At 38.6% G+C, this 26657-nt stretch carries 27 protein-coding genes, 11 tRNA genes and 1 pseudogene; 33 read left to right on the top strand and 6 right to left on the bottom strand.

Going from position 1 to position 26657, the window contains the following annotated elements; translation table 11 throughout:
- Positions 1–2 precede the first annotated feature (2 nt).
- The 11 genes from NML75_RS03040 (at position 3) to NML75_RS02990 (ending at position 964) form a co-directional block, all read left to right on the top strand.
- A tRNA-Gly gene (locus NML75_RS03040) sits at positions 3–73 on the top strand.
- Between the two features lie 33 nt (positions 74–106).
- A tRNA-Ile gene (locus NML75_RS03035) sits at positions 107–180 on the top strand.
- A 13-nt stretch (positions 181–193) separates the two neighbouring features.
- Positions 194–265 (top strand) — tRNA-Glu (locus NML75_RS03030).
- A 7-nt stretch (positions 266–272) separates the two neighbouring features.
- A tRNA-Ser gene (locus NML75_RS03025) sits at positions 273–362 on the top strand.
- Positions 363–376: 14 nt separating this feature from the next.
- Positions 377–450, top strand: a tRNA-Met gene (locus NML75_RS03020).
- Between the two features lie 5 nt (positions 451–455).
- Positions 456–528: transfer RNA gene (locus tag NML75_RS03015), tRNA-Phe, on the top strand.
- Between the two features lie 15 nt (positions 529–543).
- Positions 544–624, top strand: a tRNA-Tyr gene (locus NML75_RS03010).
- 6 nt (positions 625–630) lie between these two features.
- Positions 631–701, top strand: a tRNA-Trp gene (locus NML75_RS03005).
- Positions 702–713: 12 nt separating this feature from the next.
- Positions 714–786, top strand: a tRNA-His gene (locus tag NML75_RS03000).
- 13 nt (positions 787–799) lie between these two features.
- A tRNA-Gln gene (locus NML75_RS02995) sits at positions 800–871 on the top strand.
- A gap of 9 nt (positions 872–880) precedes the next feature.
- A tRNA-Leu gene (locus NML75_RS02990) sits at positions 881–964 on the top strand.
- A 74-nt stretch (positions 965–1038) separates the two neighbouring features.
- On the opposite strand, the gene NML75_RS02985 is transcribed toward NML75_RS02990, so the two are convergent.
- From NML75_RS02985 to NML75_RS02965, 5 genes are all read right to left on the bottom strand, one after another.
- Positions 1039–2172, bottom strand: coding sequence for a tyrosine-type recombinase/integrase (locus NML75_RS02985; protein ID WP_254733664.1), 1134 nt, complete (start codon positions 2170–2172; stop codon positions 1039–1041).
- Positions 2173–2175: 3 nt separating this feature from the next.
- Complete coding sequence (locus NML75_RS02980; RefSeq protein ID WP_000598356.1) at positions 2176–2370, bottom strand: DUF3173 domain-containing protein; 195 nt, start codon at positions 2368–2370, stop codon at positions 2176–2178.
- A gap of 59 nt (positions 2371–2429) precedes the next feature.
- Positions 2430–2816 carry a hypothetical protein gene (locus tag NML75_RS02975; RefSeq protein ID WP_001096844.1) on the bottom strand — a complete coding sequence of 129 codons (387 nt, stop codon included), beginning with the start codon at positions 2814–2816 and terminating at the stop codon, positions 2430–2432.
- A gap of 2 nt (positions 2817–2818) precedes the next feature.
- The gene (locus NML75_RS02970; RefSeq protein ID WP_254733663.1) at positions 2819–3859 is read right to left on the bottom strand and encodes a replication initiation factor domain-containing protein; all 1041 of its coding nucleotides are present in this window, start codon (positions 3857–3859) and stop codon (positions 2819–2821) included.
- Positions 3860–4055: 196 nt separating this feature from the next.
- Positions 4056–4529: a hypothetical protein gene (locus NML75_RS02965; RefSeq protein ID WP_023027534.1), complete on the bottom strand. Its 474-nt coding sequence runs from the start codon at positions 4527–4529 to the stop codon at positions 4056–4058.
- A 320-nt stretch (positions 4530–4849) separates the two neighbouring features.
- Between NML75_RS02965 and NML75_RS02960 the strand changes: the two genes are divergently transcribed.
- The 22 genes and pseudogenes from NML75_RS02960 to rpmH all read left to right on the top strand — a co-directional run bounded on the left by NML75_RS02960 (position 4850) and on the right by rpmH (position 24606).
- Positions 4850–5296, top strand: coding sequence for a helix-turn-helix transcriptional regulator (locus NML75_RS02960; RefSeq protein ID WP_006147801.1), 447 nt, complete (start codon positions 4850–4852; stop codon positions 5294–5296).
- A gap of 358 nt (positions 5297–5654) precedes the next feature.
- Complete coding sequence (locus tag NML75_RS02955) at positions 5655–5918, top strand: transposase (RefSeq protein WP_006155666.1); 264 nt, start codon at positions 5655–5657, stop codon at positions 5916–5918.
- A gap of 47 nt (positions 5919–5965) precedes the next feature.
- Positions 5966–6631, top strand: coding sequence for an HAD family hydrolase (locus NML75_RS02950; protein ID WP_003005418.1), 666 nt, complete (start codon positions 5966–5968; stop codon positions 6629–6631).
- A 320-nt stretch (positions 6632–6951) separates the two neighbouring features.
- Positions 6952–7062 (top strand): annotated as a pseudogene (locus NML75_RS02945) (IS30 family transposase); the annotation flags it as partial.
- Between the two features lie 502 nt (positions 7063–7564).
- Positions 7565–8716 carry an N-acetylglucosamine-6-phosphate deacetylase gene (gene nagA / locus NML75_RS02940; RefSeq protein WP_070460867.1) on the top strand — a complete coding sequence of 384 codons (1152 nt, stop codon included), beginning with the start codon at positions 7565–7567 and terminating at the stop codon, positions 8714–8716.
- A gap of 140 nt (positions 8717–8856) precedes the next feature.
- Positions 8857–9915, top strand: coding sequence for a zinc-dependent alcohol dehydrogenase family protein (locus NML75_RS02935; protein WP_070460865.1), 1059 nt, complete (start codon positions 8857–8859; stop codon positions 9913–9915).
- A gap of 136 nt (positions 9916–10051) precedes the next feature.
- Positions 10052–10429 (top strand): DUF1033 family protein, encoded by a 378-nt coding sequence (locus NML75_RS02930; RefSeq protein ID WP_036752150.1) that lies wholly within the window; start codon positions 10052–10054, stop codon positions 10427–10429.
- A gap of 52 nt (positions 10430–10481) precedes the next feature.
- Complete coding sequence (comGA, locus tag NML75_RS02925; protein ID WP_070460862.1) at positions 10482–11423, top strand: competence type IV pilus ATPase ComGA; 942 nt, start codon at positions 10482–10484, stop codon at positions 11421–11423.
- A complete protein-coding gene (gene comGB, locus NML75_RS02920; RefSeq protein ID WP_083279643.1) occupies positions 11344–12387 on the top strand; it encodes a competence type IV pilus assembly protein ComGB in 1044 nt (347 codons plus the stop codon). The genes comGA and comGB overlap by 80 nt, the downstream gene beginning before the upstream one ends.
- A complete protein-coding gene (gene comGC, locus NML75_RS02915; protein WP_049494534.1) occupies positions 12388–12711 on the top strand; it encodes a competence type IV pilus major pilin ComGC in 324 nt (107 codons plus the stop codon). It abuts the gene before it with no gap.
- The gene (gene comGD / locus NML75_RS02910) at positions 12674–13108 is read left to right on the top strand and encodes a competence type IV pilus minor pilin ComGD (RefSeq protein WP_070460860.1); all 435 of its coding nucleotides are present in this window, start codon (positions 12674–12676) and stop codon (positions 13106–13108) included. The genes comGC and comGD overlap by 38 nt, the downstream gene beginning before the upstream one ends.
- Positions 13071–13373 (top strand): competence type IV pilus minor pilin ComGE, encoded by a 303-nt coding sequence (comGE, locus tag NML75_RS02905; protein ID WP_024053803.1) that lies wholly within the window; start codon positions 13071–13073, stop codon positions 13371–13373. Before comGD ends, comGE begins: the two co-directional genes overlap by 38 nt.
- Complete coding sequence (gene comGF, locus NML75_RS02900; RefSeq protein ID WP_254733662.1) at positions 13336–13797, top strand: competence type IV pilus minor pilin ComGF; 462 nt, start codon at positions 13336–13338, stop codon at positions 13795–13797. Before comGE ends, comGF begins: the two co-directional genes overlap by 38 nt.
- Positions 13775–14212: a competence type IV pilus minor pilin ComGG gene (gene comGG, locus NML75_RS02895; RefSeq protein ID WP_225750749.1), complete on the top strand. Its 438-nt coding sequence runs from the start codon at positions 13775–13777 to the stop codon at positions 14210–14212. The genes comGF and comGG overlap by 23 nt, the downstream gene beginning before the upstream one ends.
- A 58-nt stretch (positions 14213–14270) precedes the next feature.
- A complete protein-coding gene (locus NML75_RS02890) occupies positions 14271–14972 on the top strand; it encodes a histidine phosphatase family protein (RefSeq protein WP_074324295.1) in 702 nt (233 codons plus the stop codon).
- Between the two features lie 189 nt (positions 14973–15161).
- On the top strand, positions 15162–16868 hold the full coding sequence (locus NML75_RS02885; RefSeq protein ID WP_254733661.1) for an ABC transporter ATP-binding protein: 1707 nt from the start codon (positions 15162–15164) through the stop codon (positions 16866–16868).
- A 1-nt stretch (position 16869) separates the two neighbouring features.
- Positions 16870–18636: an ABC transporter ATP-binding protein gene (locus NML75_RS02880; RefSeq protein ID WP_254733660.1), complete on the top strand. Its 1767-nt coding sequence runs from the start codon at positions 16870–16872 to the stop codon at positions 18634–18636.
- A gap of 205 nt (positions 18637–18841) precedes the next feature.
- On the top strand, positions 18842–19531 hold the full coding sequence (locus tag NML75_RS02875; protein ID WP_004251575.1) for a gamma-glutamyl-gamma-aminobutyrate hydrolase family protein: 690 nt from the start codon (positions 18842–18844) through the stop codon (positions 19529–19531).
- 169 nt (positions 19532–19700) lie between these two features.
- On the top strand, positions 19701–21050 hold the full coding sequence (locus tag NML75_RS02870) for a glucose-6-phosphate isomerase (RefSeq protein ID WP_004251578.1): 1350 nt from the start codon (positions 19701–19703) through the stop codon (positions 21048–21050).
- Positions 21051–21180: 130 nt separating this feature from the next.
- A complete protein-coding gene (gene gltX / locus NML75_RS02865) occupies positions 21181–22641 on the top strand; it encodes a glutamate--tRNA ligase (RefSeq protein ID WP_004251581.1) in 1461 nt (486 codons plus the stop codon).
- A gap of 471 nt (positions 22642–23112) precedes the next feature.
- Positions 23113–24327: a pyridoxal phosphate-dependent aminotransferase gene (locus NML75_RS02860; protein WP_004251584.1), complete on the top strand. Its 1215-nt coding sequence runs from the start codon at positions 23113–23115 to the stop codon at positions 24325–24327.
- Positions 24328–24471: 144 nt separating this feature from the next.
- Positions 24472–24606 carry a 50S ribosomal protein L34 gene (gene rpmH, locus NML75_RS02855; protein WP_000831905.1) on the top strand — a complete coding sequence of 45 codons (135 nt, stop codon included), beginning with the start codon at positions 24472–24474 and terminating at the stop codon, positions 24604–24606.
- Positions 24607–24787: 181 nt separating this feature from the next.
- Here the strand turns inward: rpmH and NML75_RS02850 are convergent, their stop codons facing one another.
- Positions 24788–26632 (bottom strand): APC family permease, encoded by a 1845-nt coding sequence (locus NML75_RS02850; RefSeq protein WP_254733659.1) that lies wholly within the window; start codon positions 26630–26632, stop codon positions 24788–24790.
- Between the last annotated feature and the right edge of the window lie 25 nt (positions 26633–26657).

Here is a 26657-nt window from a genome sequence, read left to right as displayed (position 1 = left end):
AAGCGGGTGTAGTTTAGTGGTAAAACTACAGCCTTCCAAGCTGTTGTCGCGAGTTCGATTCTCGTCACCCGCTTTGAACTTTGTTCAATTACCAAGTTTTTAACTTGGGCGCGTAGCTCAGGTGGTTAGAGCGCACGCCTGATAAGCGTGAGGTCGGTGGTTCGAGTCCACTCGTGCCCATTTTTATAAATATGGTCCGTTGGTCAAGGGGTTAAGACACCGCCTTTTCACGGCGGTAACACGGGTTCGAATCCCGTACGGACTATTTTGTTGGAGGATTACCCAAGTCCGGCTGAAGGGAACGGTCTTGAAAACCGTCAGGCGTGTAAAAGCGTGCGTGGGTTCGAATCCCACATCCTCCTTTATTTATTATTAACGCGGGATGGAGCAGCTCGGTAGCTCGTCGGGCTCATAACCCGAAGGTCGTAGGTTCAAATCCTGCTCCCGCAATATTTGGCTCGGTAGCTCAGTTGGTAGAGCAATGGATTGAAGCTCCATGTGTCGGCGGTTCGATTCCGTCTCGCGCCATTTCTTATATTACACGGAAGGGTAGCGAAGAGGCTAAACGCGGCGGACTGTAAATCCGCTCCTTCGGGTTCGGGGGTTCGAATCCCTCCCCTTCCATCTTATACGGGCATAGTTTAAAGGTAGAACTAAGGTCTCCAAAACCTTCAGTGTGGGTTCAATTCCTACTGCCCGTGTTAAACGTTATGGCGGGTGTGGTGAAGTGGTTAACACATCAGATTGTGGCTCTGACATTCGGGGGTTCGATTCCCCTCACTCGCCTATTTTATATTTTTGGGGTATAGCCAAGCGGTAAGGCAAGGGACTTTGACTCCCTCATGCGTTGGTTCGAATCCAGCTACCCCAGTTACTATTTGCCGGCGTGGCGGAATTGGCAGACGCGCTGGACTCAAAATCCAGTGTCCGCAAGGACGTGCCGGTTCGACCCCGGCCGCCGGTATAGTATTAAAGACAAGGTTTTCGGACCTTGTCTTTTTTTCTTTGTTGTGTGTCGAGTTACCAATTTTTTCCATTTTAAAATAAATCATCAAGTTTATTAGCCAATGTTTTCTGTTTGCTAGGGTACAAATGAGAATAAGTATCAATTGTTGTTGTAATAGATGCGTGTCCTAATCTTTCTTTGACAACAAGATAATCTTCTCCTTGATTTATAAGTAATGATGCATGAGAGTGTCTCAAATCATGAATTCTTATTTTCTTTAAATCTTTATCCCTTTCTAGTATTTGCTTAAACTTCTTATCAATCATATTTTTTGTAATTGTTATTGGTGTACTCTGTATTATTTGTAGTTCTTCAGTATTTTTCGTAAATTCCTCAAGTTTTTCTTTTTGTTTTACTTTCCAATCTATTAGCATTTCTGCTAATTTCTGATTTATTGTTATATTTCTAGTTCCTGATCGTGTTTTTGTTGTATTAATGTAGCTTGTATTATTGACAAAGTATACCGTTTTGGTAACGTATATCGTATTTGTTAAAAGATTTATATCATTCCAGTTCAATGCGAGGATTTCTCCCATTCTCATTCCAGTAAAGAAAGCAATTATGAAAAACAGGTCATAACTTATTTCATCATCTCGAATAAGTTCTCTAAATCTCGTGAATTCTTCTATACTCCAAAATTTAATATCAGGCTTCCTAATTGGTAATTTTCTCAGATTCTTAACTGGATTTTTGTCAATGAGAGATTTTCTTATACCAGTATCAAAAATTTTTTTAAGTAGAATTAGAACCTTATTAATTGTATTATAGCTTAAAACTTCATTTTCATTTTGTTTTTTAGGTTTTGTTTTTAGGTATTCACGAAATTCGAATATATGGTCATACGTTAATTTATTTAAATTTGTATTTTTAAAATATGGCTTGATATGACGCTCATAATTGTTTCTTTGTGTAGTTGTGTAGCTTACTTTTCTGCCATTTTTCAAATCATCTTCTTCAAGTAAGTCGAATAACATATCCGTTGTCACTACAAAGTCAAATTGTTTTTCTTTTAATTCTACAACTCGAATATGTTGTTCTAGTTCTAGGGCTTCCTTTTTAGATTTCAATCCTTTTCGAATGATACGTATTCTTTTTTGTGTGACGGGGTGGAAACCATTAGAAACATCAACGGTCCATTTACCACTTTTAGTTTTACGAATAGTCATTCATTATGCTTCTTTCTGGAGTTCAATTCCTAGTAGTTCTTCAGCGACACTGGCTGGAATTGTACCAATCCGTTTGTTATCGTAGATGTTAAAACCACGATTCACTAATAGTAATTTGCCAGTATGGATAATCTTTCTTGCAGTTCCTGGAGCAAATCCAAGTTCGATAAGGTCATCCTTTGTTACAGTTTTAATCATGTTATCTCCTTTTCTAATTAGATTAAGTAAGGGGAGGATTAACTCCCCTTGTCTTATACTTATTTTTGTTTTACATCTACTAAATGGATAGCATCCGCCTTGTAATACATCGTTGAACTAATCATAGTGGCTTGTAAATTGTCAAATGTAACTGGTACTTGATCCATTGCTTGGATATAGTCATTATCGACTAAAGCTTCTGGATTGTCTACTGAGACTTGGGTTGATTTCTTTTTGAATTGTCCATCCTTGATCGTTACATTGTATTTCCAACCAATGATTTTATCGGTATTAAAACGTCTTTCGCTACCATCTCGGTTTTTGATAATTTCTCCGTTTGCATCTGCTCGGACTTCTGTTTCAAATTTTGGAATAACTTCATCCAATTCAAATTTTGTTCCAATGTTATTAAAATTCCAGTCATTTTGTGAAAGCATTTTTGCCATAGTTAATTTCTCCTTTTGATATTTTCTTTGATTGTAGGGATTAAATCCTCTCTTTTAAAGAGAATCGCCCTTTCTATTAATCCACTTGCTAAATCTGGTGGATATTCCATTTTGTTGAGTGCGAGATAGTTAGATTTCTCATACTCATGCAGTAAATTATTGTCGTATAGAAATTTATACGCTTTTAGAATCGCCCCTGAACCTTTATAGGTAAACCATTCTAATTTTTGTTCTAGTTCTGTTTTTGGTTTTGAAATAATGATAGAGATAGGTTTTGAGTGACCTAAAAACTTTTCCCAAGATCTCAAAGGTTTTGAGAAATGGCTATCACTATAGAATCTCACTTTTTCTTTGAGATATCCCTTGGTAAAGTTGAGAAGGTCTATTTCTGAATGCAACCATTCTTGAATGAAGTAGTGAGCTTTTTCTTTCCTAAGTTCTAACTCCGTTCTTATCCAATTTTCTATATAACGCTTGCTGATGCCGAGCTTCTCAGCTCGTTCTAAGCGTTTATCGTAAATTCTAAGTCTTTCATCATCATTGGGTTTTCTCAAATATAAGGTTTGGCCGATTGTTTCATCTCCGTAGGTATTGTAGTAAGTGCTTTTTCCATATATAAAGCGTTTCTTCTGACAAATCTTTAGAAGCTGATTAGGAGTGAAATAGGGTGTTTCATTAAAATCATCTATTGCAACATCAATTCGTCTTATTGAAAACTGATTGTAATTGTAGTAGAGGTTGTTCAGAAACTGTCTTTCGGACAGACTATTTGGATCTAATACCATATCTCTAAAGAACTCGAGTGCCTGTCCTGACATGACAAGCATGTAGGACGACTCTTTCGCTCCATAGTAGATACGGATATTCCCATGATGAAGCTGGCTATCATAGTCATAGTATTTAAGGCTCCCTTTATTCTCAATAAATAGGTCATAGTCAAGAAATAGAATGTCTTCGATTATTTCTCTTGGCGAAAATTCAGTCTTATCAAACTGAATTTGAATCCAGTCAAATACAGAACGTAAATGTTCATTTTTTGCCATAGATTTTGATTCAACTTTTTGCCTAATTTTGCCACCCTTAAAATCTCCGAAACCCTTGGAAATACTGAATTCTTTCGATGGTACACCTAACTTGCAGAGGGTGGTGTTACTACACACCCTTTCGGTCAAAAATGGTCCGTCCGCATCTACGCTCGTTTTCGGCTTTCTGCCTCATGGCTCAGCCGAAAATTCGCTATTAGCCGAACCTATTTTTTGACCTCTTCTGAACAAACCCTAGTAAGCCGGTTTGCATCGACTCTTCAATATCTTGGATTTTCTTTTTTAGATTGGCATTCTCATTTTTTATCAGTCGTATTTCTCGCTTAAATTCCTGTTTTAAGGCGCTCAGTTCATCATAGAGCTCATCTATTACTTGGTTTAGGAGTTCTTGTTCATTGTCTGCTAGACTCCCAAATACGGCTTGTATAGCCTCTTTTAGACCTATTTCAAGTTTTAGGTTAGCTAACTTTTGAAATTGTCTAAGGTCTTCGTCTGTAAAGTCATAGGCAACTGTATAACTTAATTGATGAGTTCTTGGATTTCTACTGATAGGAATTTTAATTTTCTTAAATTCCTTGCCACTTATCTCTTTAATCAGTTGGATCCAATTTTTAAGAGTAGAGGTAGAGTTTAGGCCAGAAATTTGATTGACTAACTCTTTATTGGTCATCTTTTTGTGAAACCTCCGAAATTTTTTTGTGCAACTGAGGAGTTTTCTGTGGTATAATTGTTACATAATATGTTTTGATCTTGGAACGAACGGCACATTTGTTTCAAGATTTTTTTATTTTGTCGAATCTTACCTCCTTTATTAAAATTTTTAAAATCGACTACTAATTACATACGCTTTTACCCCCTTTTATGCTATAATATTCTCAATGGAATATTTAATCTCAAAATAAATATTCCTTATGGAATAATTCTATTTTATACCGTTTAGAATATTTTGTCAAGAAAAAATATACGAATAAGAATATCTATAGGAGAATTATGTATACAGAGGATTATAAATTTTCAGAGAGGTTAAAAACTCTCAGAAAATCAAAAAAGTTAACTCAAGTACAAATATCGGAATTAATTGGAGTTCAACAAGGGACATATTCTCGGTGGGAGAATGGAACGTTAGAACCAGGATTAGAATTCGTTGTGAAATTAGCAAATATCTTTGGTACTACTACAGATTATTTGCTGGGACAAAAACCTTATTCAATTATCAGTAGTTTACCTCTAGAACAATTAGATCTTACCAATATTGCAAACTTTTCAAAGGATGAGTTTGATATTTTGAAACATTCAATAGCAGTTTCGGTGGCAAGAAATAAAATAAAGGCAACAGAACTAAAAGATAGAGTTATAGAAAAAAATCAGTTGTCAGAAAAAGATGCAGAACTTTTGAATAAGATTTTTGAAGAAGTTAAAACTTATTGGGAAAAATAGAAGGACGCTAGTCTTCAAAATTTCCTCCCAAAATGTGTCTAAAATATTAACGGAATTCCATATAAAGAGGTTTATGATTATTTTAATGCAGATTGATGGTTTGTTTTTTAGATTTTAAATTCACCATAGGTGCTAGTATTATTTATCATAATGCTTGACACCGCTTTTAAGTGGGAGTACAATAATATTGAGGGCAGGATGGCTTATCTCTTTTATTTAGGAGGTGTCCAATATGCAAATCTATTTTATTTATTCTATTTTCTTTCTATTATCACTTGTAGTTCTAGCTTATCTTATTAAGTTACTCATTGCTCATTTAAAAAGAAACTAAGTAACATTTTGCCCAAATAGTAGTTATTTGGGCTACTTGGGTAAGGAACTGAAAAAACGATTGGAAGCCAAGGGAATAGACTTTTTGACGCCGATTCGTAAAAATATGAAAGGAGCAGCTGAGCACAACAATCCTGCTATCCTGGCAATCCGAAGGACCATCGAAACTCGGATCTCTGTCCTAAATGCATTGTTTAACATTGAACATCCGCTTGCTCGCTCTTTAGCAGGTTTGCAATTAGAGATCGAACGGGCTATTTTGGTCTATAATTTAGGATTTTTTATCAACTAGCAACACGGGTATTATATATGATAGATTTTGATTTTAAAGGAGGATTTATGAATTTGAAAGGTATAATCTTCGATATGGATGGAGTTATAGTTGATACAGAGTACCAAGATTTTCTAATACAGAAAGATTTTATCAAACACCTTAATCCAAAATCTAGTTACGAAGATTCTGAGCTATTGGTATTAGTTGGTAAATCATATTTTAATCTTTATAGGCTTTTACAGCAATTTATTGGGAAACAATATGATATAAAAACTATAGAAAAAGAATATGCTTCTTTTAGTGATGAGAGATATGAAAAAATTGATTATTCTTTACTTTTTAGAAAAGAAATTCTAAAAATTATTGACTATGCATTGAAAAACGGAATCAAATTAGCTGTAGCATCATCATCAAAATATGAGCATATTAATGAAGTTTTAGAAAGGTGTGACATAAAAAAATATTTTGATGTCATCGTTAGCGGAGAGAATTTTGTAGAAAGTAAGCCAAATCCGTCTATCTATTTAACAACGCTACATAAGTTAGAATTGCAAGCAGAACAATGTATTGCAATTGAAGATTCATACTCTGGAATTGAATCTTCAACTAGCGCCGGAATTGCAACTATTGGTTATTATGATAGCCGATTACCATTTTTTAATGACAAAGCGCAATGGAAAGTTGAAAATATGAAAGAAGTTTTACAAATAATAGAATCACAGAGTCTTTGAGTTGAAAGGCGATGAGGTTCTTGAGGACGTTAGAAAGAAATAAACTTGTTTCATAACGAAATTTAAGGTAACAGCGAACCGCTGAGTGTGTAGCTTTGTTGGTAAAAACGTAAATATTTTTGAGCGAAAGGTATTATGAAGTCACTGGAAACAGTGGCTTTTTGATATTAGTAGGGATGTATTATAGTAACCAATCAAGTTGAGATAGTTGCTTTGATACTAATACATTTTATTTTAATAATGAAGTTTATTACTATAGACACTTGATAGATATGTAAACTAACTACGATACCTCTAATTTTTAACGGACTATAGTTTAATTTGTTTTTTCTGTACTTGATAAGCGAAATCGAATCCCAAGGAAGTCCTTGAACTACCAAACTCCGTATCAAGTTTTTCTGAGTCAGGTGAAATTGTCTAGCTTAATTTGACAAATGAGATAACTAAGAAATAAGATTATCGACTCACTATTTATGGAAGTAGTTATTTAAGAGAGAAAGATGAGTTACAAAAAAGTTACCAAAATTTGAAAAAAGAGTCTATTTTGCAAGATTTAAAAGTCTAAAAAACCTACTAAATCAAGGTTATAAGATTTAAAAAATGTATTCATAGAACTCAAAATCCAGTGTCCGCAAGGACGTGCCGGTTCGACCCCGGCCGCCGGTATAGTATTAAAGACAAGGTTTTCGGACCTTGTCTTTTTTTTCTTCTAATTTTTTCTTTTGCAGTTACTTAAAATTACTTATATTTTTTCTAAATTTTATTGTAAACCTGAATGTTCAATATTACTTTACTATATGTTTACTAAATCTTAATTTATTTCTTTATAAATTTAACTATAATAGGTCTATACCATTTACAAATTACACAGAAAGGTTTATAATGTAATTGACATAATAAATATTAGAAAAATGAATTACGGAGGTTATCATTATGCCTAAATATATTAAAGCGGATCAATTTTTCTATCCTCATGGTGTTCGCCGTGGCGGTTTTCTAGAACTAGTTGATGGTAAATTTGGTAAGCATGTGGATCAAGTATCTGAGGACGCAGAAATTATTGACTATACTGGTTATAGTATTGCTCCTGGTCTTGTTGATACACATATTCATGGATTTGGTGGGGTTGATGTTATGGATAATAACATCGAAGGTACTCTTCATACAATGAGTGAAGGTCTTCTTAGCACAGGTGTTACTAGTTTCCTACCAACTACTCTAACATCATCATACGAACAATTATTAGCTGTTACTGAAAATATTGGTGCGCGGTATAAAGAGGCTTCTGGTGCTAAAATTCGTGGGATTTACTTTGAAGGCCCATACTTTACTGAGGAATTTAAAGGAGCTCAGAACCCTGCTTACATGAAAGATCCTCGCATGGATGAATTTCGTGCTTGGCAGAAGGCTGCTAATGGTCTTCTAAATAAAATTGCTCTTGCACCAGAACGTGAAGGTGTTGAGGACTTTGTACGTACGGTTACTGGTGAAGGTGTTACTGTTGCTTTAGGTCACTCAAATGCAACTTTTGATCAGGCTAAGAAGGCTGTTGACGCTGGTGCAAGTGTTTGGGTTCATGCTTATAATGGTATGCGTGGGTTAACTCACCGTGAGCTTGGTATGGTTGGTGCTATGTATGAATTGCCACATACTTATGCTGAATTGATTTGCGATGGGCATCACGTTGATCCTAAGGCTTGTGACATCCTACTTAAACAAAAAGGTACTGAAAATATTGCTCTTATCACTGACTGTATGACAGCGGGTGGTTTGAAAGATGGGGACTATATGTTAGGAGAATTTCCAGTTGTGGTTGCAAATGGTACTGCTCGTCTCAAATCTACTGGGAACTTGGCAGGTTCTATTCTCAAACTTAAAGACGGTTTGAAAAATGTTGTTGAATGGGGCATTGCAAATCCTCATGAAGCAGTTATGATGGCCAGTCTCAACCCAGCAAAATCAGTTCATATTGATGATGTTTGCGGACAAATCCGTGAAGGCTACGATGCTGACTTTATCGTTCTTGATAAGGATTTTGAATTGGTAGCAACTTACCTTGATGGTGAAAAACGTTATCAAGCATAATCTCTAAAGTAGAAACTAATTTAGTTTCTACTTTTTTTAATTTAGTTTGTTAATTTTTTCACATATTACTTGATTTTATTTATGGAAAGGCTTACAATTATGATATAAACAATACAAATAAAAAAACGGAGGTAAGCTTTATGAAAGCCTATACTTATGTTAAACCAGGACTTGCTTCATTTGTTGATGTTGACAAACCAGTTATTCGCAAGCCAACTGACGCTATTGTGCGTATTGTAAAAACTACTATTTGTGGAACAGATCTTCATATTATCAAAGGAGATGTCCCTGCATGTAAGAGTGGAACTATCCTTGGCCATGAAGGAATCGGGATTGTAGAGGAAGTTGGAGCAGGCGTTTCAAACTTCAAAAAAGGCGATAAGGTTTTGATTTCTTGTGTTTGTGCCTGTGGTAAATGCTACTACTGTAAAAAAGGAATCTATGCCCACTGTGAAGACGAAGGCGGTTGGATTTTTGGACATTTGATCGACGGTATGCAAGCCGAATATCTTCGTGTTCCTCATGCTGATAATACTCTCTATCACACTCCAGCTGATTTGTCTGATGAAGCCTTGGTTATGTTATCTGATATCCTACCAACTGGTTATGAAATTGGTGTCTTAAAAGGGAAAGTAGAGCCTGGTTGTAGTGTGGCTATCGTTGGTTCAGGTCCAGTTGGCTTAGCAGCTCTATTGACTGCTCAATTCTATTCACCTGCTAAATTGATCATGGTAGACCTAGACGATAACCGTTTGGATACTGCAATTTCTTTCGGTGCTACTCATAAGATTAATTCTTCAGACCCTGAAAAAGCAATTCAAGAAATTTATGATTTAACAGATGGTAGAGGTGTGGATGTTGCTATAGAAGCTGTTGGTATTCCTGAAACGTTTGATCTCTGCCAAAAGATTATCGGTGTAGATGGAACAGTAGCCAACTGTGGTGTGCATGGTAAACCAGTTCAGTTTGATTTGGACACTCTTTGGATTCGTAACATTAATGTTACTACTGGATTGGTTTCTACCAATACAACTCCTCAGCTTTTGAAAGCTTTAGAAAGCCATAAAATTGAACCAGAAAAATTGGTAACTCATTACTTCAAACTAAGTGAAATTGAAAAGGCATATGAAGTATTTGGTAAGGCTGCAGATCATCATGCGATTAAGGTTATCATTGAAAACGATATTTCAGAAGGTTAATCGAATTTTGAATCCAGTTATTCTTTTTAGAATTGCTGGATTTTTTGAAAATATTAGATAATTCGTGAAAGCAAGCAAATTTCTTTCATTGTTCTTAAAATTTCGCTATAATATACGATACAAAGGAAATGAAACTATGTATCGAGTGATAGAAATGTACGGGGATTTTGAACCTTGGTGGTTCATAGAAGGATGGGAAGAAGACGTCATTAGTAGTAAGAAATTTGAAAATTACTATGATGCCTTGAAGTATTATAAATCTTGCTGGTTTGAGCTGGAAAAGAAAATTCCACTATATAAAAGTCGAGGAGACTTAATGACCATATTTTGGAATCCGGAGGATAAGCGTTGGTGTGAGGAATGTGATGAATTTCTGCAGCAATATCATTCCTTGGCTTTACTGGAAGATGGTCAAGTTATACCAGATGAAAAATTCAGACCGGGTTATGAAAAACAAACTGGTTTAGAAATCCACCGGACGTGTCGCATCAAAAAAGATGGAACAACTTTTTAATAAAGTTGTTCTTTTTTTGTATTTTCTTCGAATAATTAACTGAGGAGGGAATATGGTACAAGCACTTGCACAAGAATTGATTAGTCTCGCAAAAAAGGATGGAGCTCAGGATATCTATTTTATTCCCAAGGACAAGGTTTATGAGTTGCATATGCGAATAGGTGATGAAAGGCGGTTGATTAATAGCTATGACTTTGAAAAGTTGGGCGCAGTGATTAGTCATTTTAAGTTTATTGCGGGGATGAATGTTGGAGAAAAGCGTCGTAGTCAGCTTGGGTCCTGTGATTATCAGCATGATGGCAAGGTTTCTTCACTACGCTTATCGACGGTAGGAGATTATCGTGGTCATGAGAGTTTAGTTATTCGCCTTTTGCATGATGAAGAACAAGAGTTGCGTTTCTGGTTTCAAGACCTTAAGGAACTAGAAAAGGGCTTTAGGCAACGCGGCCTTTATCTATTTGCAGGACCTGTAGGAAGTGGTAAAACTACCTTAATGCATGAATTAGCTAAGTCATTTTTTAAGGGACAACAAGTCATGTCCATTGAGGACCCAGTCGAGATTAAGCAAAAAGAGATGCTGCAATTACAACTCAATGAAGCTATTGGACTGAGTTATGAAAACTTGATAAAACTTTCTTTGCGCCACCGCCCAGATCTTTTAATCATTGGAGAAATCCGGGATAGCGAAACAGCCCGTGCTGTTGTAAGAGCGAGCTTAACGGGAGCTACAGTGTTTTCGACCATACATGCAAAGAGTATTCGTGGGGTCTATGAGCGTCTTTTAGAACTGGGTGTCAGTGAAGATGAACTCGCAGTTGTTTTACAAGGTATTTGCTACCAGAGACTAATCGGGGGAGGAGGAATTATTGATTTTGCAAACCAAAATTATTCAGAACACCAGGCAGAAAAGTGGAATGAGCAAATTGATCAGCTTCTTAAAGACGGACATATCACTGCCCTTCAAGCTGAAACGGAGAAAATTAGCTACCAGTAAGCAGAAGAAAATTATCACTCTCTTTAACAATTTGTTTTCGAGTGGTTTTCACTTGGTAGAAATCATTTCCTTTCTTGATAGAAGTCTTTTGTTGGAGAAGGAATATGTTTCGCAGATGCACCTAGGACTATCGAAAGGAAAATCTTTCTCGGAAATGATGGGGAATTTAGGTTTTTCGAGTGCGATTGTCACTCAACTTTCATTGGCTGAAGTTCATGGAAATCTCCATTTGAGTTTGGGGAAAATTGAAGAATATTTGGATAATCTTGCTAAGGTCAAGAAGAGGTTAATTGAAGTTGCGACCTACCCACTTATTTTGCTAGCTTTCTTACTGCTCATAATGTTGGGGTTGCGAAATTATCTCTTGCCCCAACTGGATAGTAGTAACATAGCTACCTTAGTGATTAGCAATCTACCACAGATTTTTCTCGGACTTACTGTGGTACTAAGTTTTGCATCTTTAACAGGGCTGATTTTCTACAGGAAATCTAGGAAGATATCAGTCTTCTCTTTTCTGGCTAAATTTCCATTTCTAGGTGTGTTTGTTCAGTATTATCTAACTGCCTATTATGCTCGGGAATGGGGAAATATGATTGGACAAGGTTTAGAGTTGGCACAGATTTTCCAGATGATGCAGGAGCAAGGGAATCCTCTTTTTAAGGAAATTGGATACGATTTAGAGCAATCTTTGCAAAATGGGCAGGAATTTTCTAAGGTTGTTCAGACCTATCCCTTCTTTAGAAAGGAGTTGGGATTAATCATTGAATATGGAGAGGTTAAATCCAAATTGGGAAGCGAATTGGAAATCTATGCGGAAAAAACCTGGGAATCCTTCTTTACTCGAGTTAATCGGACCATGAACCTTGTTCAACCACTGGTCTTTATTTTTGTAGCCCTGCTAATCGTTTTATTGTATGCAGCTATGTTGCTGCCGATGTATCAAAATATGGAGGTAAATTTTTAGATGAAAAAAATGATGATGAAATTAAAAGAAACGAAGGCAAAAGCTTTTACACTGGTAGAAATGTTAGTGGTCCTTCTTATCATTAGCGTCCTACTCTTATTGTTTGTGCCAAATCTTACTAAGCAAAAGGATGCAGTCAATGATAAGGGGAAAGCAGCTGTCGTCAAGGTGGTAGAAAGCCAAGCAGAACTGTATAGTCTGGATAAAAATGAAGATGCTAGTCTAAGCAAATTACAGGCAGATGGACGCATTACTGCTGAGCAAGCAAAAGCCTATAAGGAATATCATGCAAAACAAAAGACAAGTCAAACAGTTTCGGATTAGGGCTTTTACTATGCTAGAAAGTTTATTGGTCTTAGGAATAGTCAGCCTGTTAGCCTTGGGCTTGTCGAGTTCAGTTCAATCAACTTTTGCAGCTGTGGAAGAGCAAATTTTCTTTATGGAGTTTGAGGAACTTTATCGAGAAACCCAGAAGCGAAGTCTGGCTAGCCAGCAGAAGATGAACTTAATGCTAGAAGAGAGAAGTATTGGGAATGGCTATCAGAAATTGGCTATTCCTAAAGGCATTCAATTGCAGTCTAATCAGTCAATTACCTTTGATAAGGCTGGAGGGAATTCGTCTCTAGCTAGCGTGAGATTTCAAACAAGGAAAGAAGTGGTTCGCTACCAACTATATCTAGGAAATGGAAAGATTAAACGTATTCAAGAAGCAAAAAATTAAGGCTGTTATTCTACTAGAGGCAGTGATTTCACTAGCCATTTTTGCCAGTATAGCCACCCTCTTGCTGGGACAGATTCAAGAAAGTAGAAAAAGAGAAGTAGAACTTCTAAAACAGGAAGAAGTTTTGCGAGTGGCTCGTATGGCTTTGCAGACTGGACAAAAGCAGTTAACTGTCAATGGCCTTACGGTTCATGTTGTCTCGAATGAGCGAGGTTTGGAGGTATACCATGGAACGGAGAAATTACTGGCGATTCAAGACAAGTAGGGTCAGAGCTTTTACACTTTTAGAATCCTTGGTTGCCCTTATCGTTATTAGTGGTAGCTTACTTCTTTTTCAAGCTATGAGCCAACTCTTGGTTTCAGAGGTTCGCTATCAGCAGAGAAGTGAGCAAAAAGAATGGCTTTTATTTGTGGATCAGCTAGAAGCAGACCTGAATCGAGCCCAATTTGAAAAAGTGGAGAATGATAGGCTTTACCTCAGACAGGAAGGTAACCCCATTTCCATGGGTAAATCAAAGTCAAATGATTTCCGGAAAACAGATGCCAGTGGACGTGGTTATCAACCCATGGTCTACGGTCTAAAATCAGCTCGAATTCAAGAAAAAGGGCAGGAGTTGCACTTTCACTTTCAGTTTGAAAAGGGACTAGAGAGGGAATTTATCTATCGTGTTGAAAAAGAAAAAAGTTAGAGCAGGAGTTCTCCTATACGCTGTCACTATTGCTGGAATTTTTAGTCTTTTGTTGCAGTTTTATCTAAATCGGCAACTAGCACATCATCAGGATTATGCCTTAAATAAAGAAAAACTTCTTGCATTTGCTATGGCTAAGAGAACCTATGAAAAAGCTTCTTCTGAAAATGGAGAGCAGTCATTTAATGTAGGGAAGTCAACTTATCGAAATGACGAGAATTTCTTCACAACGACTATTGACACAGGAAAAAATAAGTTTGAATTTCACTTTTCTCCTTTAAAAAAGACCGGTCAAAAGTCTGAGAAAACAGAAAACAAGCCCAAAGAAGGAAATGAGGAGAAAAAAGAAGAAGGGGGCAAAAAAGAGACTGCTAGATCTTCAAAATTAGCACCTTCAAAGAAGGGCACAGAGTAGTTTGGACGAGGTTTTTACCTGAAATCATGCTATAATAGATACATATGGAGGACCAAAAATGGCAAGTGTAAAATTGTATCTAGTGCGTCATGGGAAAACAATGTTTAATACGATTGGGCGTGCTCAAGGCTGGAGTGATACTCCTTTAACAGCTGAAGGTGAGCGAGGCATTCACGAACTGGGAATTGGTTTGCGTGAATCAGGCTTAAAGTTTGAGCGTGCTTATTCAAGTGACTCAGGACGTACCATCCAGACTATGGGAATTATCCTTGAGGAACTAGGTTTAACAGGGCAAATTCCTTATCGGATGGATAAGCGAATCCGTGAATGGTGCTTTGGTAGTTTTGATGGTGCTTATGATGGGGACTTATTTATGGGGATTATTCCTCGTATCTTTAATGTCGATCATGTGCATCGTTTGTCCTATGCGGAGCTAGCTGAGGGTCTGGTAGAAGTAGACACAGCAGGTTGGGCTGAAGGCTGGGAAAAACTAAGTGGTCGTATCTGGGAAGGTTTTGAAGCCATTGCCAAGGAAATGGAAGCTAATGGGGGAGGAAATGCTCTCGTTGTCAGTCATGGAATGACAATTGGAACTATTGTTTACCTCATTAACGGCATGCATCCACATGGTCTTGATAACGGAAGTGTGACGATTCTTGAGTACGAAGATGGTCAGTTTTCAGTAAAAATTGTTGGGGACTGTAGCTACCGTGAAATTGGACGAGTTAAGCTAGACGAGCAAGATAGTTCAGAACAATAAAATTCAGCACTAAATTTAGAAGAATTTTTAAAGGATTGATAGAATGCTAATGTCGTGCTTGCACAAGCTTCTGAGAGCTGAGTGCTTTGACAATAGCATTCTTTTTTGTTAGAATAGTATCAACATGAAAGCATAAGAAGGGACTGACAGAACTGTCGTCCACTTTTGTCTATCTTATAAGGGGGAAATATGCTGTTTCAGAAAATAAAAGCCTATAAATGGCAGGCCCTGACTTCCTTGGTCATGACAGGTCTAATGGTAACGAGTTCACTCTTGCAACCACGTTATTTGCAGGAGGTTTTAGAGGCACTGTTAACGGGTGATAATGAAGCTATTTATACTATCGGTTTTTGGTTAATTCTTGTTGCCTTGATTGGTTTGGTTGCAGGTGGGATCAATGTAGTGTTAGCAGCTTACATTGCTCAAGGAGTTTCGTCTGACTTACGTGAAGATGCCTTTCGTAAGATTCAAACTTTTTCATACGCCAATATTGAGAAGTTTAATGCAGGGAACCTCGTTGTGCGTATGACCAACGATATCAACCAGATTCAAAACGTCGTTATGATGACCTTCCAAATCCTCTTTCGACTACCGATTTTATTTATCGGTTCCTTTATTCTAGCAGTTGTCACCCTACCTTCTCTGTGGTGGGTGCTAGTTCTCATGGTCGTTCTGATTGTTGCCATAATGGGTTTTATGATGGGAGTTGTGGGACCGCGCTTTGCAAAATTCCAGACCTTACTAGAGCGTATCAATGCCATTGCTAAAGAAAATTTGCGTGGTGTGCGCGTGGTTAAGTCTTTTGTCCGAGAAAAAGATCAGTTTGATAAATTTACGCAGGTGTCAGATGAATTGTTGGGAGAAAACCTTTATATCGGTTATGCCTTTTCTGTTATGCAACCTGCAATGATGTTGATTTCTTACGGGGCTGTTTTTCTCTCAATCTGGCTTGTAGCAGGTATGGCAGAGTCAGATCCATCAGTAGTTGGTTCCATTGCTTCCTTTGTAAACTACCTGAGTCAGATTATCTTTACCATCGTCATGGTTGGATTTTTGGGGAATTCAGTCACTCGTGCTATGATTTCCCTTCGTCGTATTCGTGAAATCCTGGATACAGAACCGGCTATGACCTTTAAGGATGTGGAAGATGAAGATTTGGAAGGAAGTCTCAGCTTTGAAAATGTGACCTTCACCTATCCAAATGATGAAGAACCTATCCTAAAAGATGTCTCCTTCGATATTGCAGCTGGTGAGATGGTTGGGGTTGTCGGAGCAACTGGTGCAGGGAAATCAACCTTGGCTCAGTTGATTCCACGACTGTTTGATCCTCAGCAAGGTTCGATCAAAATTGGCGGAAAGGACATTCGTACAGTTAGTGAAGGGACACTTCGCAAAACAGTTTCTATCGTCTTACAGAGAGCCATTCTCTTTAGTGGAACCATCGCAGATAACCTCAGACAAGGAAAAGGAGATGCAACAGTTTCAGAAATGGAACGCGCAGCTCGTATCGCACAAGCTAGTGAATTTATCAGTCGCATGGACTTGGCTTTTGAAAGTCCGGTCGAGGAACGTGGGACCAACTTTTCTGGTGGACAAAAACAACGAATGTCTATTGCGCGTGGGATTGTCAGCAATCCTAAAATATTGATTTTCGATGATTCAACCTCTGCACTTGATGCCAAATCAGAACGCTTGGTTCAAGAAGCCCTTAACAAGGATTTGAAGGGGACAACTACGATTATCATCGCCCAAAAAATAAGCTCTGTTGTTCATGCGGATAAAATTTTAGTGCTTGATCAAGGCCGCTTGATTGGTCAAGGCAAACACGCTGACTTGGTTGCAACAAACCCAGTTTATCGAGAAATTTACGAAACGCAAAAAGGAAAGGAGGAGTAGGATGAAGACATTTCGATTTTTTTGGAACTATTTTAAAGTTTACAAGATATCCTTTGTCGTTGTTATCACTATGATTATCATTGCAACGGTAGCACAAGCCCTCTTTCCAGTTTTTGCAGGTCAAACAGTAACGGAACTAGCTAATTTGGTTATAGCCTATCAAAATGGAAATTCAGATATGGTTTGGCAAAGTCTATACGGACTCCTTATTAATCTTGCCTATGTTTTGATTGCGCTCGTGGTGTCTAGTCTCATCTATATGGTCTTGATGAGCCGCATTATTGCTGAATCTACAAATGAGATGCGTAAGGGGCTTTTTGGCAAGCTTTCTCGCCTGACAGTTTCCTTCTTTGACCGTCATCAAGATGGGGATATTCTGTCTCGTTTTACCAGTGATTTGGATAATATTCTCCAAGCTTTTAATGAAAGTCTTGTGTCTGTCATGACCAATATTGCCCTTTACATTGGTTTGCTGATTGTCATGTTTGCAAAAAATGTGACCTTGGCTTTGATTACGGTTGCTAGCACTCCGATAGCTGTCATCATGTTGATTGTCATTTTAAAATTGGCAAGAAAATATACCAATCTTCAGCAAAAAGAGGTTGGGAAGCTAAACGCCTACATGGATGAGAGTATTTCAGGTCAAAAAGCCGTTATCGTTCAGGGTATTCAAGATGATGTGATCGCAGGTTTTGTTGAGCAAAACGAGCGTGTCCGTAAAGCAACTTTTAAGGGCAGAATGTTTTCAGGAATTCTCTTTCCTGTCATGAACGGAATGAGCTTGGTCAATACAGCTATTGTTATTTTTGTCGGTTCAGCTGTCTTACTGAATGATCAGAATATCGAGACAGCGACAGCTCTGGGTTTGATTGTCATGTTTACCCAGTTTTCTCAGCAATATTACCAACCCATTATCCAATTGGCAGCGAGCTGGGGAAGTTTGCAACTGGCCTTTACAGGTGCAGAACGTATCCAAGAAATGTTTGATGCAGAAGAAGAGATTCGTCCTCAAGATGCTCCAGTTTTCACAGAATTGCGAGAGGGTGTAGAGATTCGCAAGGTAGACTTCTCCTACCTGCCAGGGAAACCGATTCTAAAAGATGTCAGCATTTCAGCTCTAAAAGGGAAAATGATTGCGGTAGTTGGTCCGACAGGTTCAGGGAAAACAACCATCATGAACTTAATCAATCGTTTTTATGATGTGGATGCAGGTAGTATCAGCTTTGATGGAACAGATATTCGCGAGTTTGATTTGGATAGCTTGCGAAGCAAGGTGGGAATTGTCTTACAGGATTCAGTTTTATTTAGCGGAACCATCCGAGACAATATTCGCTTTGGTGCCCCTGATGCTAGTCAAGAAATGGTAGAAGCGGCAGCTAAGGCTACGCATATCCATGAATATATCGAAAGTCTACCAGATAAGTACGATACTCTGATTAATGATGATCAGAGCGTATTCTCAACCGGTCAGAAGCAGTTGATTTCTATTGCTCGTACCTTGATGACAGATCCTCAGGTCTTAATTTTGGATGAGGCAACATCAAACGTGGATACTGTAACAGAGAGCAAGATTCAAAATGCCATGGAGGCAATTGTAGCAGGAAGAACTAGTTTTGTGATTGCCCATCGCTTGAAAACTATTCTCAATGCAGATCAGATTATTGTTCTTAAGGATGGTGAGGTTATCGAACAAGGAAATCATCACGAATTGCTCAAGCTTGGAGGTTTTTACTCCGAACTTTATCACAATCAATTTGTCTTTGAATAATACTCTTCGAAAATCTCTTCAAACCACGTCAGCGTCCTAGTTTGCTCTTTGATTTTCATTGAGTATAAGCAAAAAAGTTGTCCTAATTTTGGGCAACTTTTTCTGATAAAAAATTTTTATCACGGACTTAAAAAATACATATTAGACAGGAGTGGGCAAGGATGATAAGATAAGATTATCAATGGAGAAGGAAAGGAAATCAGTGATGGCAAGAACAGTTGTTGGAGTTGCAGCAAATCTATGTCCTGTGGACGCAGAAGGAAAAAATATTCATTCATCAGTCTCTTGTAAATTTGCTGAGAGTATTCGTCAGGTTGGCGGACTTCCTTTGGTCATTCCAGTTGGTGATGAGTCGGTGGTCCATGACTATGTAGAAATGATTGATAAACTCATCTTGACTGGGGGACAAAATGTTCATCCTCAGTTTTATGGTGAGGAAAAAACAATTGATAGCGACGACTATAACCTAACTCGCGACGAGTTTGAGCTAGCTCTTCTACAAGAAGCCTTGCGTCAGAACAAGCCAATCTTAGCCATTTGCCGTGGCGTTCAGCTTGTCAACGTTGCCTTTGGTGGGACACTCAATCAGGATATTGAAGGTCATTGGCAAGGTCTACCTTTTGGGACTTCACATTCTATTGAGACAGTGGATGGCAGTGTAGTATCTAAATTGTTTGGTAAAGAAAGTCAGGTTAATTCAGTGCATCGTCAGAGCATTAAAGATCTGGCACCCAATTTCCGTGTGACGGCTGTGGATCCACGTGATCAAACTGTTGAAGCAATCGAATCTATCGACGAACACCGCATTATCGGCTTGCAGTGGCATCCAGAATTCTTGGTCAATGAAGAAGATGGCAACTTAGAATTATTTGAGTATTTATTGAATGAATTATAACGACTAGAATCTTAGTCGTTTTTTTATTCATTATTTACGAATCTTTATAGAATCGTGTTTTTACGCAAACGTTTGAATTGTGATAAAAATTGGAAATTTTTAGTATAAAAACTTGAAAAAATTGTTAGTAAGCGTTATGATAGAAAAGAAGAAATTTTGGAGGAATACTATGTCACATATTAAATTTGATTATTCAAAAGTATTAGACAAATTTGTTGCACCACATGAAGTGGAATACATGCAAGCACAAGTTACAGCAGCAGACGAATTGATCCGTAAAGGAACTGGTGCTGGTAGCGACTTCTTGGGTTGGTTGGACCTTCCTGAAAACTATGACCGCGAAGAATTTGACCGCATCTTGAAAGCTGCTGAGCAAATCAAAGCAGACAGCGATGTTTTGGTGGTTATCGGTATCGGTGGATCTTACCTTGGAGCGAAAGCTGCCATTGACTTCTTGAACCACCACTTTGCAAACTTGCAAACAAAAGAAGAACGTAAAGCACCACAAATCCTTTACGCTGGGAACTCAATCTCATCTACTTACCTTGCTGACTTGGTAGAGTACGTTTCAGATAAAGATTTCTCAGTAAACGTGATTTCTAAATCAGGTACAACAACTGAACCAGCGATTGCTTTCCGTGTCTTCAAAGAACTTTTGGTTAAGAAATACGGACAAGAAGAAGCTAACAAACGTATCTACGCAACAACTGACCGCCAAAAAGGTGCTGTTAAGGTTGAAGCAGATGCTAACGGTTGGGAAACATTTGTTGTTCCAGATGATATCGGTGGACGCTTCTCAGTATTGACAGCAGTTGGATTGCTTCCAATCGCTGCGTCAGGTGCAGACATCAAAGCCCTTATGGAAGGTGCTAACGCAGCTCGTAAAGACTATACTTCAGATAAAATCTCTGAAAACGAAGCTTACCAATATGCAGCTGTTCGTAACATCCTTTACCGTAAAGGTTATGCAACTGAAATCTTGGTAAACTACGAGCCATCCCTTCAATACTTCTCAGAATGGTGGAAACAATTGGCTGGTGAGTCAGAAGGGAAAGACCAAAAAGGGATTTACCCAACTTCAGCTAACTTCTCAACAGACTTGCACTCATTGGGTCAATTTATCCAAGAAGGAACTCGTATCATGTTTGAAACAGTTGTCCGTGTTGACAAACCTCGTAAGAACGTGATCATCCCTACTTTGGAAGAAGACCTTGACGGACTTGGCTACCTTCAAGGGAAAGACGTTGACTTTGTAAACAAAAAAGCAACTGACGGTGTTCTTCTTGCCCACACTGACGGTGACGTACCAAACATGTACGTGACTCTTCCTGAGCAAGATGCCTTCACTCTTGGTTACACGATCTACTTCTTCGAATTGGCCATCGCCCTTTCAGGTTACTTGAATGCCATCAACCCATTTGACCAACCAGGTGTTGAAGCTTACAAACGTAACATGTTTGCCCTTCTTGGTAAACCAGGATTTGAAGAATTGAGCAAAGAACTTAACGCTCGTCTATAATAGAATAAAAAAGAGTGGTTTTACCACTCTTTTTGCTTTTTCTCGAAAAGAGAAATTGGACTCTGGCGAGACTTGTGATATAATATAGAGAGCAAAAAGGCAGACGCCTAGAGACTTTATAGGAGAAGATATGTCAAAAGATATTCGTGTGCGTTACGCACCAAGTCCAACAGGACTATTACACATCGGTAATGCCCGTACAGCATTGTTTAACTATTTGTATGCACGCCACCATGGTGGAACTTTTATCATCCGTATCGAAGATACTGACCGCAAACGTCATGTCGAAGACGGAGAACGTTCACAGCTTGAAAACCTTCGTTGGTTAGGCATGGACTGGGATGAAAGTCCAGAGACTCATGAAAACTACCGCCAGTCTGAGCGTTTGGAACTCTATCAAAAATATATCGACCAACTCTTAGCTGAAGGAAAAGCCTACAAATCTTACGTTACAGAAGAAGAACTAGCAGCAGAACGTGAACGTCAAGAAGCAGCAGGTGAAACACCTCGCTACATTAACGAATACCTTGGTATGAGCCAAGAAGAAAAAGCAGTTTACGTTGCAGAACGTGAAGCAGCGGGGATTATCCCGACGGTTCGTTTGGCAGTGAATGAGTCTGGTATTTACAAGTGGCATGATATGGTTAAAGGCGATATCGAATTTGAAGGTGGCAATATCGGTGGGGACTGGGTTATCCAAAAGAAAGATGGTTACCCAACATACAACTTTGCCGTTGTCATTGATGACCATGATATGCAAATTTCTCACGTCATCCGTGGAGATGACCACATTGCCAATACACCAAAACAACTCATGGTCTATGAAGCGCTTGGTTGGGATGCACCTGAATTTGGTCACATGACCTTGATTATCAACTCTGAAACTGGTAAGAAGTTATCTAAACGTGATACGAACACCCTTCAGTTTATCGAAGATTACCGTAAGAAAGGGTACCTTCCAGAAGCAGTCTTTAACTTCATCGCTCTTCTTGGCTGGAATCCTGGTGGGGAAGATGAAATCTTCTCTCGTCAAGAACTCATTAACCTCTTTGATGAAAACCGTCTCAGCAAGTCTCCAGCAGCCTTCGATCAGAAGAAAATGGACTGGATGAGCAATGAGTACATTAAGAATGCGGATCTTGAGACTATCTTTGAAATGGCAAAACCATTCCTTGAAGAAGCAGGACGTTTGACAGACAAGGCTGAGAAATTGGTGGAACTCTACAAACCACAAATGAAGTCAGTGGACGAAATTGTTCCATTGACAGACCTTTTCTTCTCAGATTTCCCAGAATTGACAGAAGCAGAGAAAGAAGTCATGGCTGGTGAAACCGTTCCGACTGTACTTGAAGCCTTTAAAGCCAAACTCGAAGCCATGTCAGACGATGAGTTTGTGGTAGAAAATATCTTCCCACAAATCAAAGCAGTCCAAAAGGAAACTGGTATCAAAGGGAAAAATCTCTTCATGCCAATCCGTATCGCCGTTTCAGGTGAAATGCATGGTCCTGAATTGCCAGATACCATCTACTTGCTTGGACGTGAAAAATCAATCCAACACATTGAGAAAATGTTGGCAGAAATTGCAAAATAGCATACAAAAAGAGCTCAAATATTGAGTTCTTTTTATATGTATACTTGTTTGAAAATGCAAAGATTTTAGTGTATAATATGAATTGACAGGGCAAGGAAATAAGTTAGTGAGATGGTATTTTTACAGCTAGACTCGGCATAGTCTAACATTATTCCTAATGTTGGTTAGTCTACTTATTTTTTCTTTGCGTTTTGCTGGATAGAAGTAGAAATTCTTTTGTTCATGCAATTACCATCCCTTACAATGACTTTGTTTTCGATCACCAGAGTTTCTCTACAAAGATTTTGGTCCAATTTGTCCAGCTTTTTAGAGAAGTATATCTACTCTTTCTTCTCCAAAAATAGAAAGAAATCGGATTTGTCCTGTTACCTTGCGTTAAGCAAGGTTTTTTTGTGGAATAGTACTGGGAGATTTACGATTTCTTTTTGGAGTGGTATAATATTAACTATCCTGATGAATAGAGGAACTCAAATGAAAGAATTTAACAAATCAATAAAATTAGAGCATGTGGCTTATGATATCCGTGGTCCAGTTTTGGAAGAAGCGATGCGCATGCGCGCAAATGGTGAAAAGATTTTGCGTCTAAATACAGGAAACCCAGCTGAGTTTGGCTTTACGGCTCCAGATGAGGTTATCCACGACTTGATTATGAATGCGCGTGATAGTGAGGGATATTCTGACTCCAAAGGGATTTTCTCAGCTCGCAAGGCCATCATGCAGTATTGTCAACTGAAGAAATTCCCCAATGTGGATATTGATGATATCTACCTTGGAAATGGGGTTAGTGAGCTAATCGTTATGTCTATGCAAGGGCTTTTGGATAATGGCGATGAGGTCTTGGTTCCTATGCCTGACTATCCTCTTTGGACTGCTGCTGTCAGCTTGGCTGGGGGAAATGCCGTTCACTACGTCTGTGATGAAGAAGCGGAATGGTATCCAGACCTAGATGATATCAAGTCTAAGATTAGTTCAAATACCAAGGCCATTGTTTTGATCAATCCGAATAACCCAACGGGGGCTCTCTATCCTAAAGAACTCTTACTAGATATCATCGAGATTGCTCGTCAAAATGACTTGATTATCTTTGCGGATGAAATTTACGACCGTATGGTGATGGATGGCAATGTCCACACACCAGTCGCTAGTTTGGCTCCAGACCTTTTCTGTGTCAGCATGAATGGTTTGTCTAAATCTCACCGTATCGCTGGTTTCCGTGTTGGTTGGATGGTCTTGTCTGGACCTAAACATCATGTAAAGGGCTACATTGAAGGTCTCAACATGCTCTCAAACATGCGTCTCTGTTCGAACGTCCTTGCTCAACAGGTGGTTCAAACGTCACTAGGTGGTCACCAGTCAGTGGATGAGTTGCTTCTTCCTGGTGGTCGTATCTATGAGCAAAGAAACTTTATTTATAATGCCATTCAAGATATCCCTGGTTTATCAGCTGTTAAGCCAAAAGCAGGTCTTTATATCTTCCCTAAAATCGACCGCAATATGTACCGTATCGATGACGATGAACAATTTGTCCTTAATTTCTTGAAACAAGAAAAAGTGCTTTTGGTACATGGACGTGGCTTTAACTGGAAAGAACCAGATCACTTCCGTATCGTTTATCTACCACGTGTCGATGAGTTGGCCCAAATACAGGAAAAGATGACTCGCTTCTTGAAGCAGTATCGTAGATAAGGCTTTCATAGCAAAAAAGCTGGAAACATTTGTCAGAGCTATTGACAAATACGTAAGAATCAGATAGAATAGTAAAGTATGTTTAGTAACTGATCACTTTATAGCCGGCTAAACGAATACAAAATCTATGAGGAGGTATTCATCGTGAAACGTACTTATCAACCAAGTAAACTTCGTCGTGCGCGCAAACACGGATTCCGTAACCGTATGTCAACTAAAAACGGTCGTCGCGTATTGGCAGCTCGTCGTCGTAAAGGACGCAAAGTTTTGGCTGCATAATCCAAACAAATGAAACAAAGAAGTCAGTAGGAACTCGAGCCTACTGATTTTTCTTTTATTTAAAAAGATTGTTTTATAAAGTTATTGATTGAGAATAAACATTTTAGAAGACGTCTTGAAAAAATCACATATAGAAAAAGCTCAAGATCAGAAGATAATTTCTCTGATTTTGAGCTTTTCTTTATTCTTTCAAATGATAAGAGTAGCTAGCAACGACGACATCTTCGTGCCATCTGAGAGCATATTTTAATTTAAGGCTCATTTGATTGTGGAGGATATTTTGCCAAGGTTTGTTAGGGATAAATTGGGGTACAAGAACTGTAACCGTGTAGTTCTTTTTCTTGGCTTCTTGAGAAATCTTTCGAACATATCGAACTGTAGGTGTGATAATATCGCGATAGCTGGTATTAATGTTTTTAAGAGTAATATTTGGGAAGTAGTCGGCAAATTCTTGGAGGATTTCTTGGTCTTTTTCCTCAGTTTCCTTGGTGGAAATGTGCATAGCCAAAACTTCATCTCCTATGCTTTGAGCGTAATTAATCGCTCCAACACTGACTCGAGTAACATTTCCTACTAAGACAAGGACGACATTGCCATCGTAGCTTTGTTTTTGAATCCCTTCATAAAGTCGAAGTTGCTTGGCCACTTTTTGGTAATGACTGTGGATGGACAGAAATAGGAAGGTTAGGACCAGGATAATTGGGAAGAATGGCCAGATATCTCCAAATCTGAAGAGGAGTAGAATAAGAACGATAGCGTAACAAATGATGGCACCGAGGATATTTGCAAAGGCAGATTTTAAGAAATGAGAGCCTTTTTCTTTTTTCCAATGGCGAATCATCCCTGTTTGAGAAAGTGCAAAAGGAACGAAAACTCCGATAGTATAGAGAGGAATCAAGCGTTCCGTATTTCCGTTAAAAATGAGCAGAAGAATCATAGCGCCAAAGGCTAGTGTTAAGATACCGTTTGAGTAACCTAGGCGATCTCCCTTCTCCATAAAGAGATGGGGCATGTACTTGTTTTTAGCCATATTGTAAGCCAACATCGGAAAGGCAGAAAAACCAGTATTTGCAGCTACGGCAAGGATGAGAGCTGTTGAAAATTGGAAGAGATAATAAACAACCTGACCGAGAGCTGAATCCCCTAAAATTCCTTTAGCCATTTGTGAGAGGATTGTTTCTCCGTGTTGAGGTGTAATCCCCATCCAGTAGTTTAGGAAAGTAATTCCTGCAAAGAGAAATCCAAGAATCAGAGACATGATGGTCAGTGTCTGAGCTGCGTTCTTTTCTTTAGGGGTCTTGAAAAATGGAACAGCATTTGAGATGGCTTCAACCCCAGTTAATGAAGCTGAACCGCTGGTAAAGGCTCTTAAAATCAGGACAATTGAGAGACTTGGGACAGTTTGACCAATTGCAGAAGTTGCATGATAGCTTAGAGAACCTGTCAATAGTTGGAAGATACCAAACAATAAGAGGAAGACTGTACTAAAGATAAAGAGGTAGACCGGAATCATCAGAGAACTAGCAGATTCCCTCAAGCCTCGCAGATTCAAAAGCATGAGCAAACAGACCAGAAAAATGGAGATGTGGAGGTTGTAAGGATGGAGTGCGGGAAGTGCAGCAGTGATTGCATCCGCACCTGCAGCCACTGATACGGCTACTGTTAGCATATAGTCGACAAGCAGACTTCCCCCAGCAATCAAACCTAACTCAGGAGAGAGGTTTTCTCGAGTAACCATATAGGCACCTCCACCTTGAGGGTAGGCATGGATGATTTGTCTATAAGAAATGGTCAGGCTAGCTAATAGTAAGAGGACAAAAATGCCAATAGGGAGACTCCACCAGATAGCAAGCGGAGAAAGACTAGCCAATACGAGAACGACCTGTTCAGGTCCATAAGCGATAGAAGATAGGGCATCACTTGATAGCATTGCGAGTGCCTGCGTTTTTCCAAGTAGTCCTCCCTCGCCTTCAGTTAAGGATTTAAGGGGACGACCGATAAAGGTATATTTTAGTTTTGTAAACATTTTCTTTCCTTTTCTGAAAATTTCA

This window comes from Streptococcus sp. CF4-3 (assembly GCF_024295385.1).
Taxonomy (GTDB): Bacteria; Bacillota; Bacilli; order Lactobacillales; family Streptococcaceae; genus Streptococcus; species Streptococcus infantis_I.
This window is presented reverse-complemented; position numbering and strand designations above follow the sequence as displayed.

What these genes read in the sequence shown, in the direction of transcription:
- NML75_RS02985 (WP_254733664.1), bottom strand. Translation starts at nt 2,172, where the DNA reads ATGACTATTCGTAAAACTAAAAGTGGTAAATGGACCGTTGATGTTTCT.
- NML75_RS02980 (WP_000598356.1), bottom strand. Translation starts at nt 2,370, where the DNA reads ATGATTAAAACTGTAACAAAGGATGACCTTATCGAACTTGGATTTGCT.
- NML75_RS02975 (WP_001096844.1), bottom strand. Translation starts at nt 2,816, where the DNA reads ATGGCAAAAATGCTTTCACAAAATGACTGGAATTTTAATAACATTGGA.
- NML75_RS02970 (WP_254733663.1), bottom strand. Translation starts at nt 3,859, where the DNA reads ATGGCAAAAAATGAACATTTACGTTCTGTATTTGACTGGATTCAAATT.
- NML75_RS02965 (WP_023027534.1), bottom strand. Translation starts at nt 4,529, where the DNA reads ATGACCAATAAAGAGTTAGTCAATCAAATTTCTGGCCTAAACTCTACC.
- NML75_RS02960 (WP_006147801.1), top strand. Translation starts at nt 4,850, where the DNA reads ATGTATACAGAGGATTATAAATTTTCAGAGAGGTTAAAAACTCTCAGA.
- NML75_RS02950 (WP_003005418.1), top strand. Translation starts at nt 5,966, where the DNA reads ATGAATTTGAAAGGTATAATCTTCGATATGGATGGAGTTATAGTTGAT.
- nagA (WP_070460867.1), top strand. Translation starts at nt 7,565, where the DNA reads ATGCCTAAATATATTAAAGCGGATCAATTTTTCTATCCTCATGGTGTT.
- NML75_RS02935 (WP_070460865.1), top strand. Translation starts at nt 8,857, where the DNA reads ATGAAAGCCTATACTTATGTTAAACCAGGACTTGCTTCATTTGTTGAT.
- NML75_RS02930 (WP_036752150.1), top strand. Translation starts at nt 10,052, where the DNA reads ATGTATCGAGTGATAGAAATGTACGGGGATTTTGAACCTTGGTGGTTC.
- comGA (WP_070460862.1), top strand. Translation starts at nt 10,482, where the DNA reads ATGGTACAAGCACTTGCACAAGAATTGATTAGTCTCGCAAAAAAGGAT.
- comGB (WP_083279643.1), top strand. Translation starts at nt 11,344, where the DNA reads ATGAGCAAATTGATCAGCTTCTTAAAGACGGACATATCACTGCCCTTC.
- comGC (WP_049494534.1), top strand. Translation starts at nt 12,388, where the DNA reads ATGAAAAAAATGATGATGAAATTAAAAGAAACGAAGGCAAAAGCTTTT.
- comGD (WP_070460860.1), top strand. Translation starts at nt 12,674, where the DNA reads ATGCAAAACAAAAGACAAGTCAAACAGTTTCGGATTAGGGCTTTTACT.
- comGE (WP_024053803.1), top strand. Translation starts at nt 13,071, where the DNA reads ATGGAAAGATTAAACGTATTCAAGAAGCAAAAAATTAAGGCTGTTATT.
- comGF (WP_254733662.1), top strand. Translation starts at nt 13,336, where the DNA reads ATGGAACGGAGAAATTACTGGCGATTCAAGACAAGTAGGGTCAGAGCT.
- NML75_RS02890 (WP_074324295.1), top strand. Translation starts at nt 14,271, where the DNA reads ATGGCAAGTGTAAAATTGTATCTAGTGCGTCATGGGAAAACAATGTTT.
- NML75_RS02885 (WP_254733661.1), top strand. Translation starts at nt 15,162, where the DNA reads ATGCTGTTTCAGAAAATAAAAGCCTATAAATGGCAGGCCCTGACTTCC.
- NML75_RS02880 (WP_254733660.1), top strand. Translation starts at nt 16,870, where the DNA reads ATGAAGACATTTCGATTTTTTTGGAACTATTTTAAAGTTTACAAGATA.
- NML75_RS02875 (WP_004251575.1), top strand. Translation starts at nt 18,842, where the DNA reads ATGGCAAGAACAGTTGTTGGAGTTGCAGCAAATCTATGTCCTGTGGAC.
- NML75_RS02870 (WP_004251578.1), top strand. Translation starts at nt 19,701, where the DNA reads ATGTCACATATTAAATTTGATTATTCAAAAGTATTAGACAAATTTGTT.
- gltX (WP_004251581.1), top strand. Translation starts at nt 21,181, where the DNA reads ATGTCAAAAGATATTCGTGTGCGTTACGCACCAAGTCCAACAGGACTA.
- NML75_RS02860 (WP_004251584.1), top strand. Translation starts at nt 23,113, where the DNA reads ATGAAAGAATTTAACAAATCAATAAAATTAGAGCATGTGGCTTATGAT.
- NML75_RS02850 (WP_254733659.1), bottom strand. Translation starts at nt 26,632, where the DNA reads ATGTTTACAAAACTAAAATATACCTTTATCGGTCGTCCCCTTAAATCC.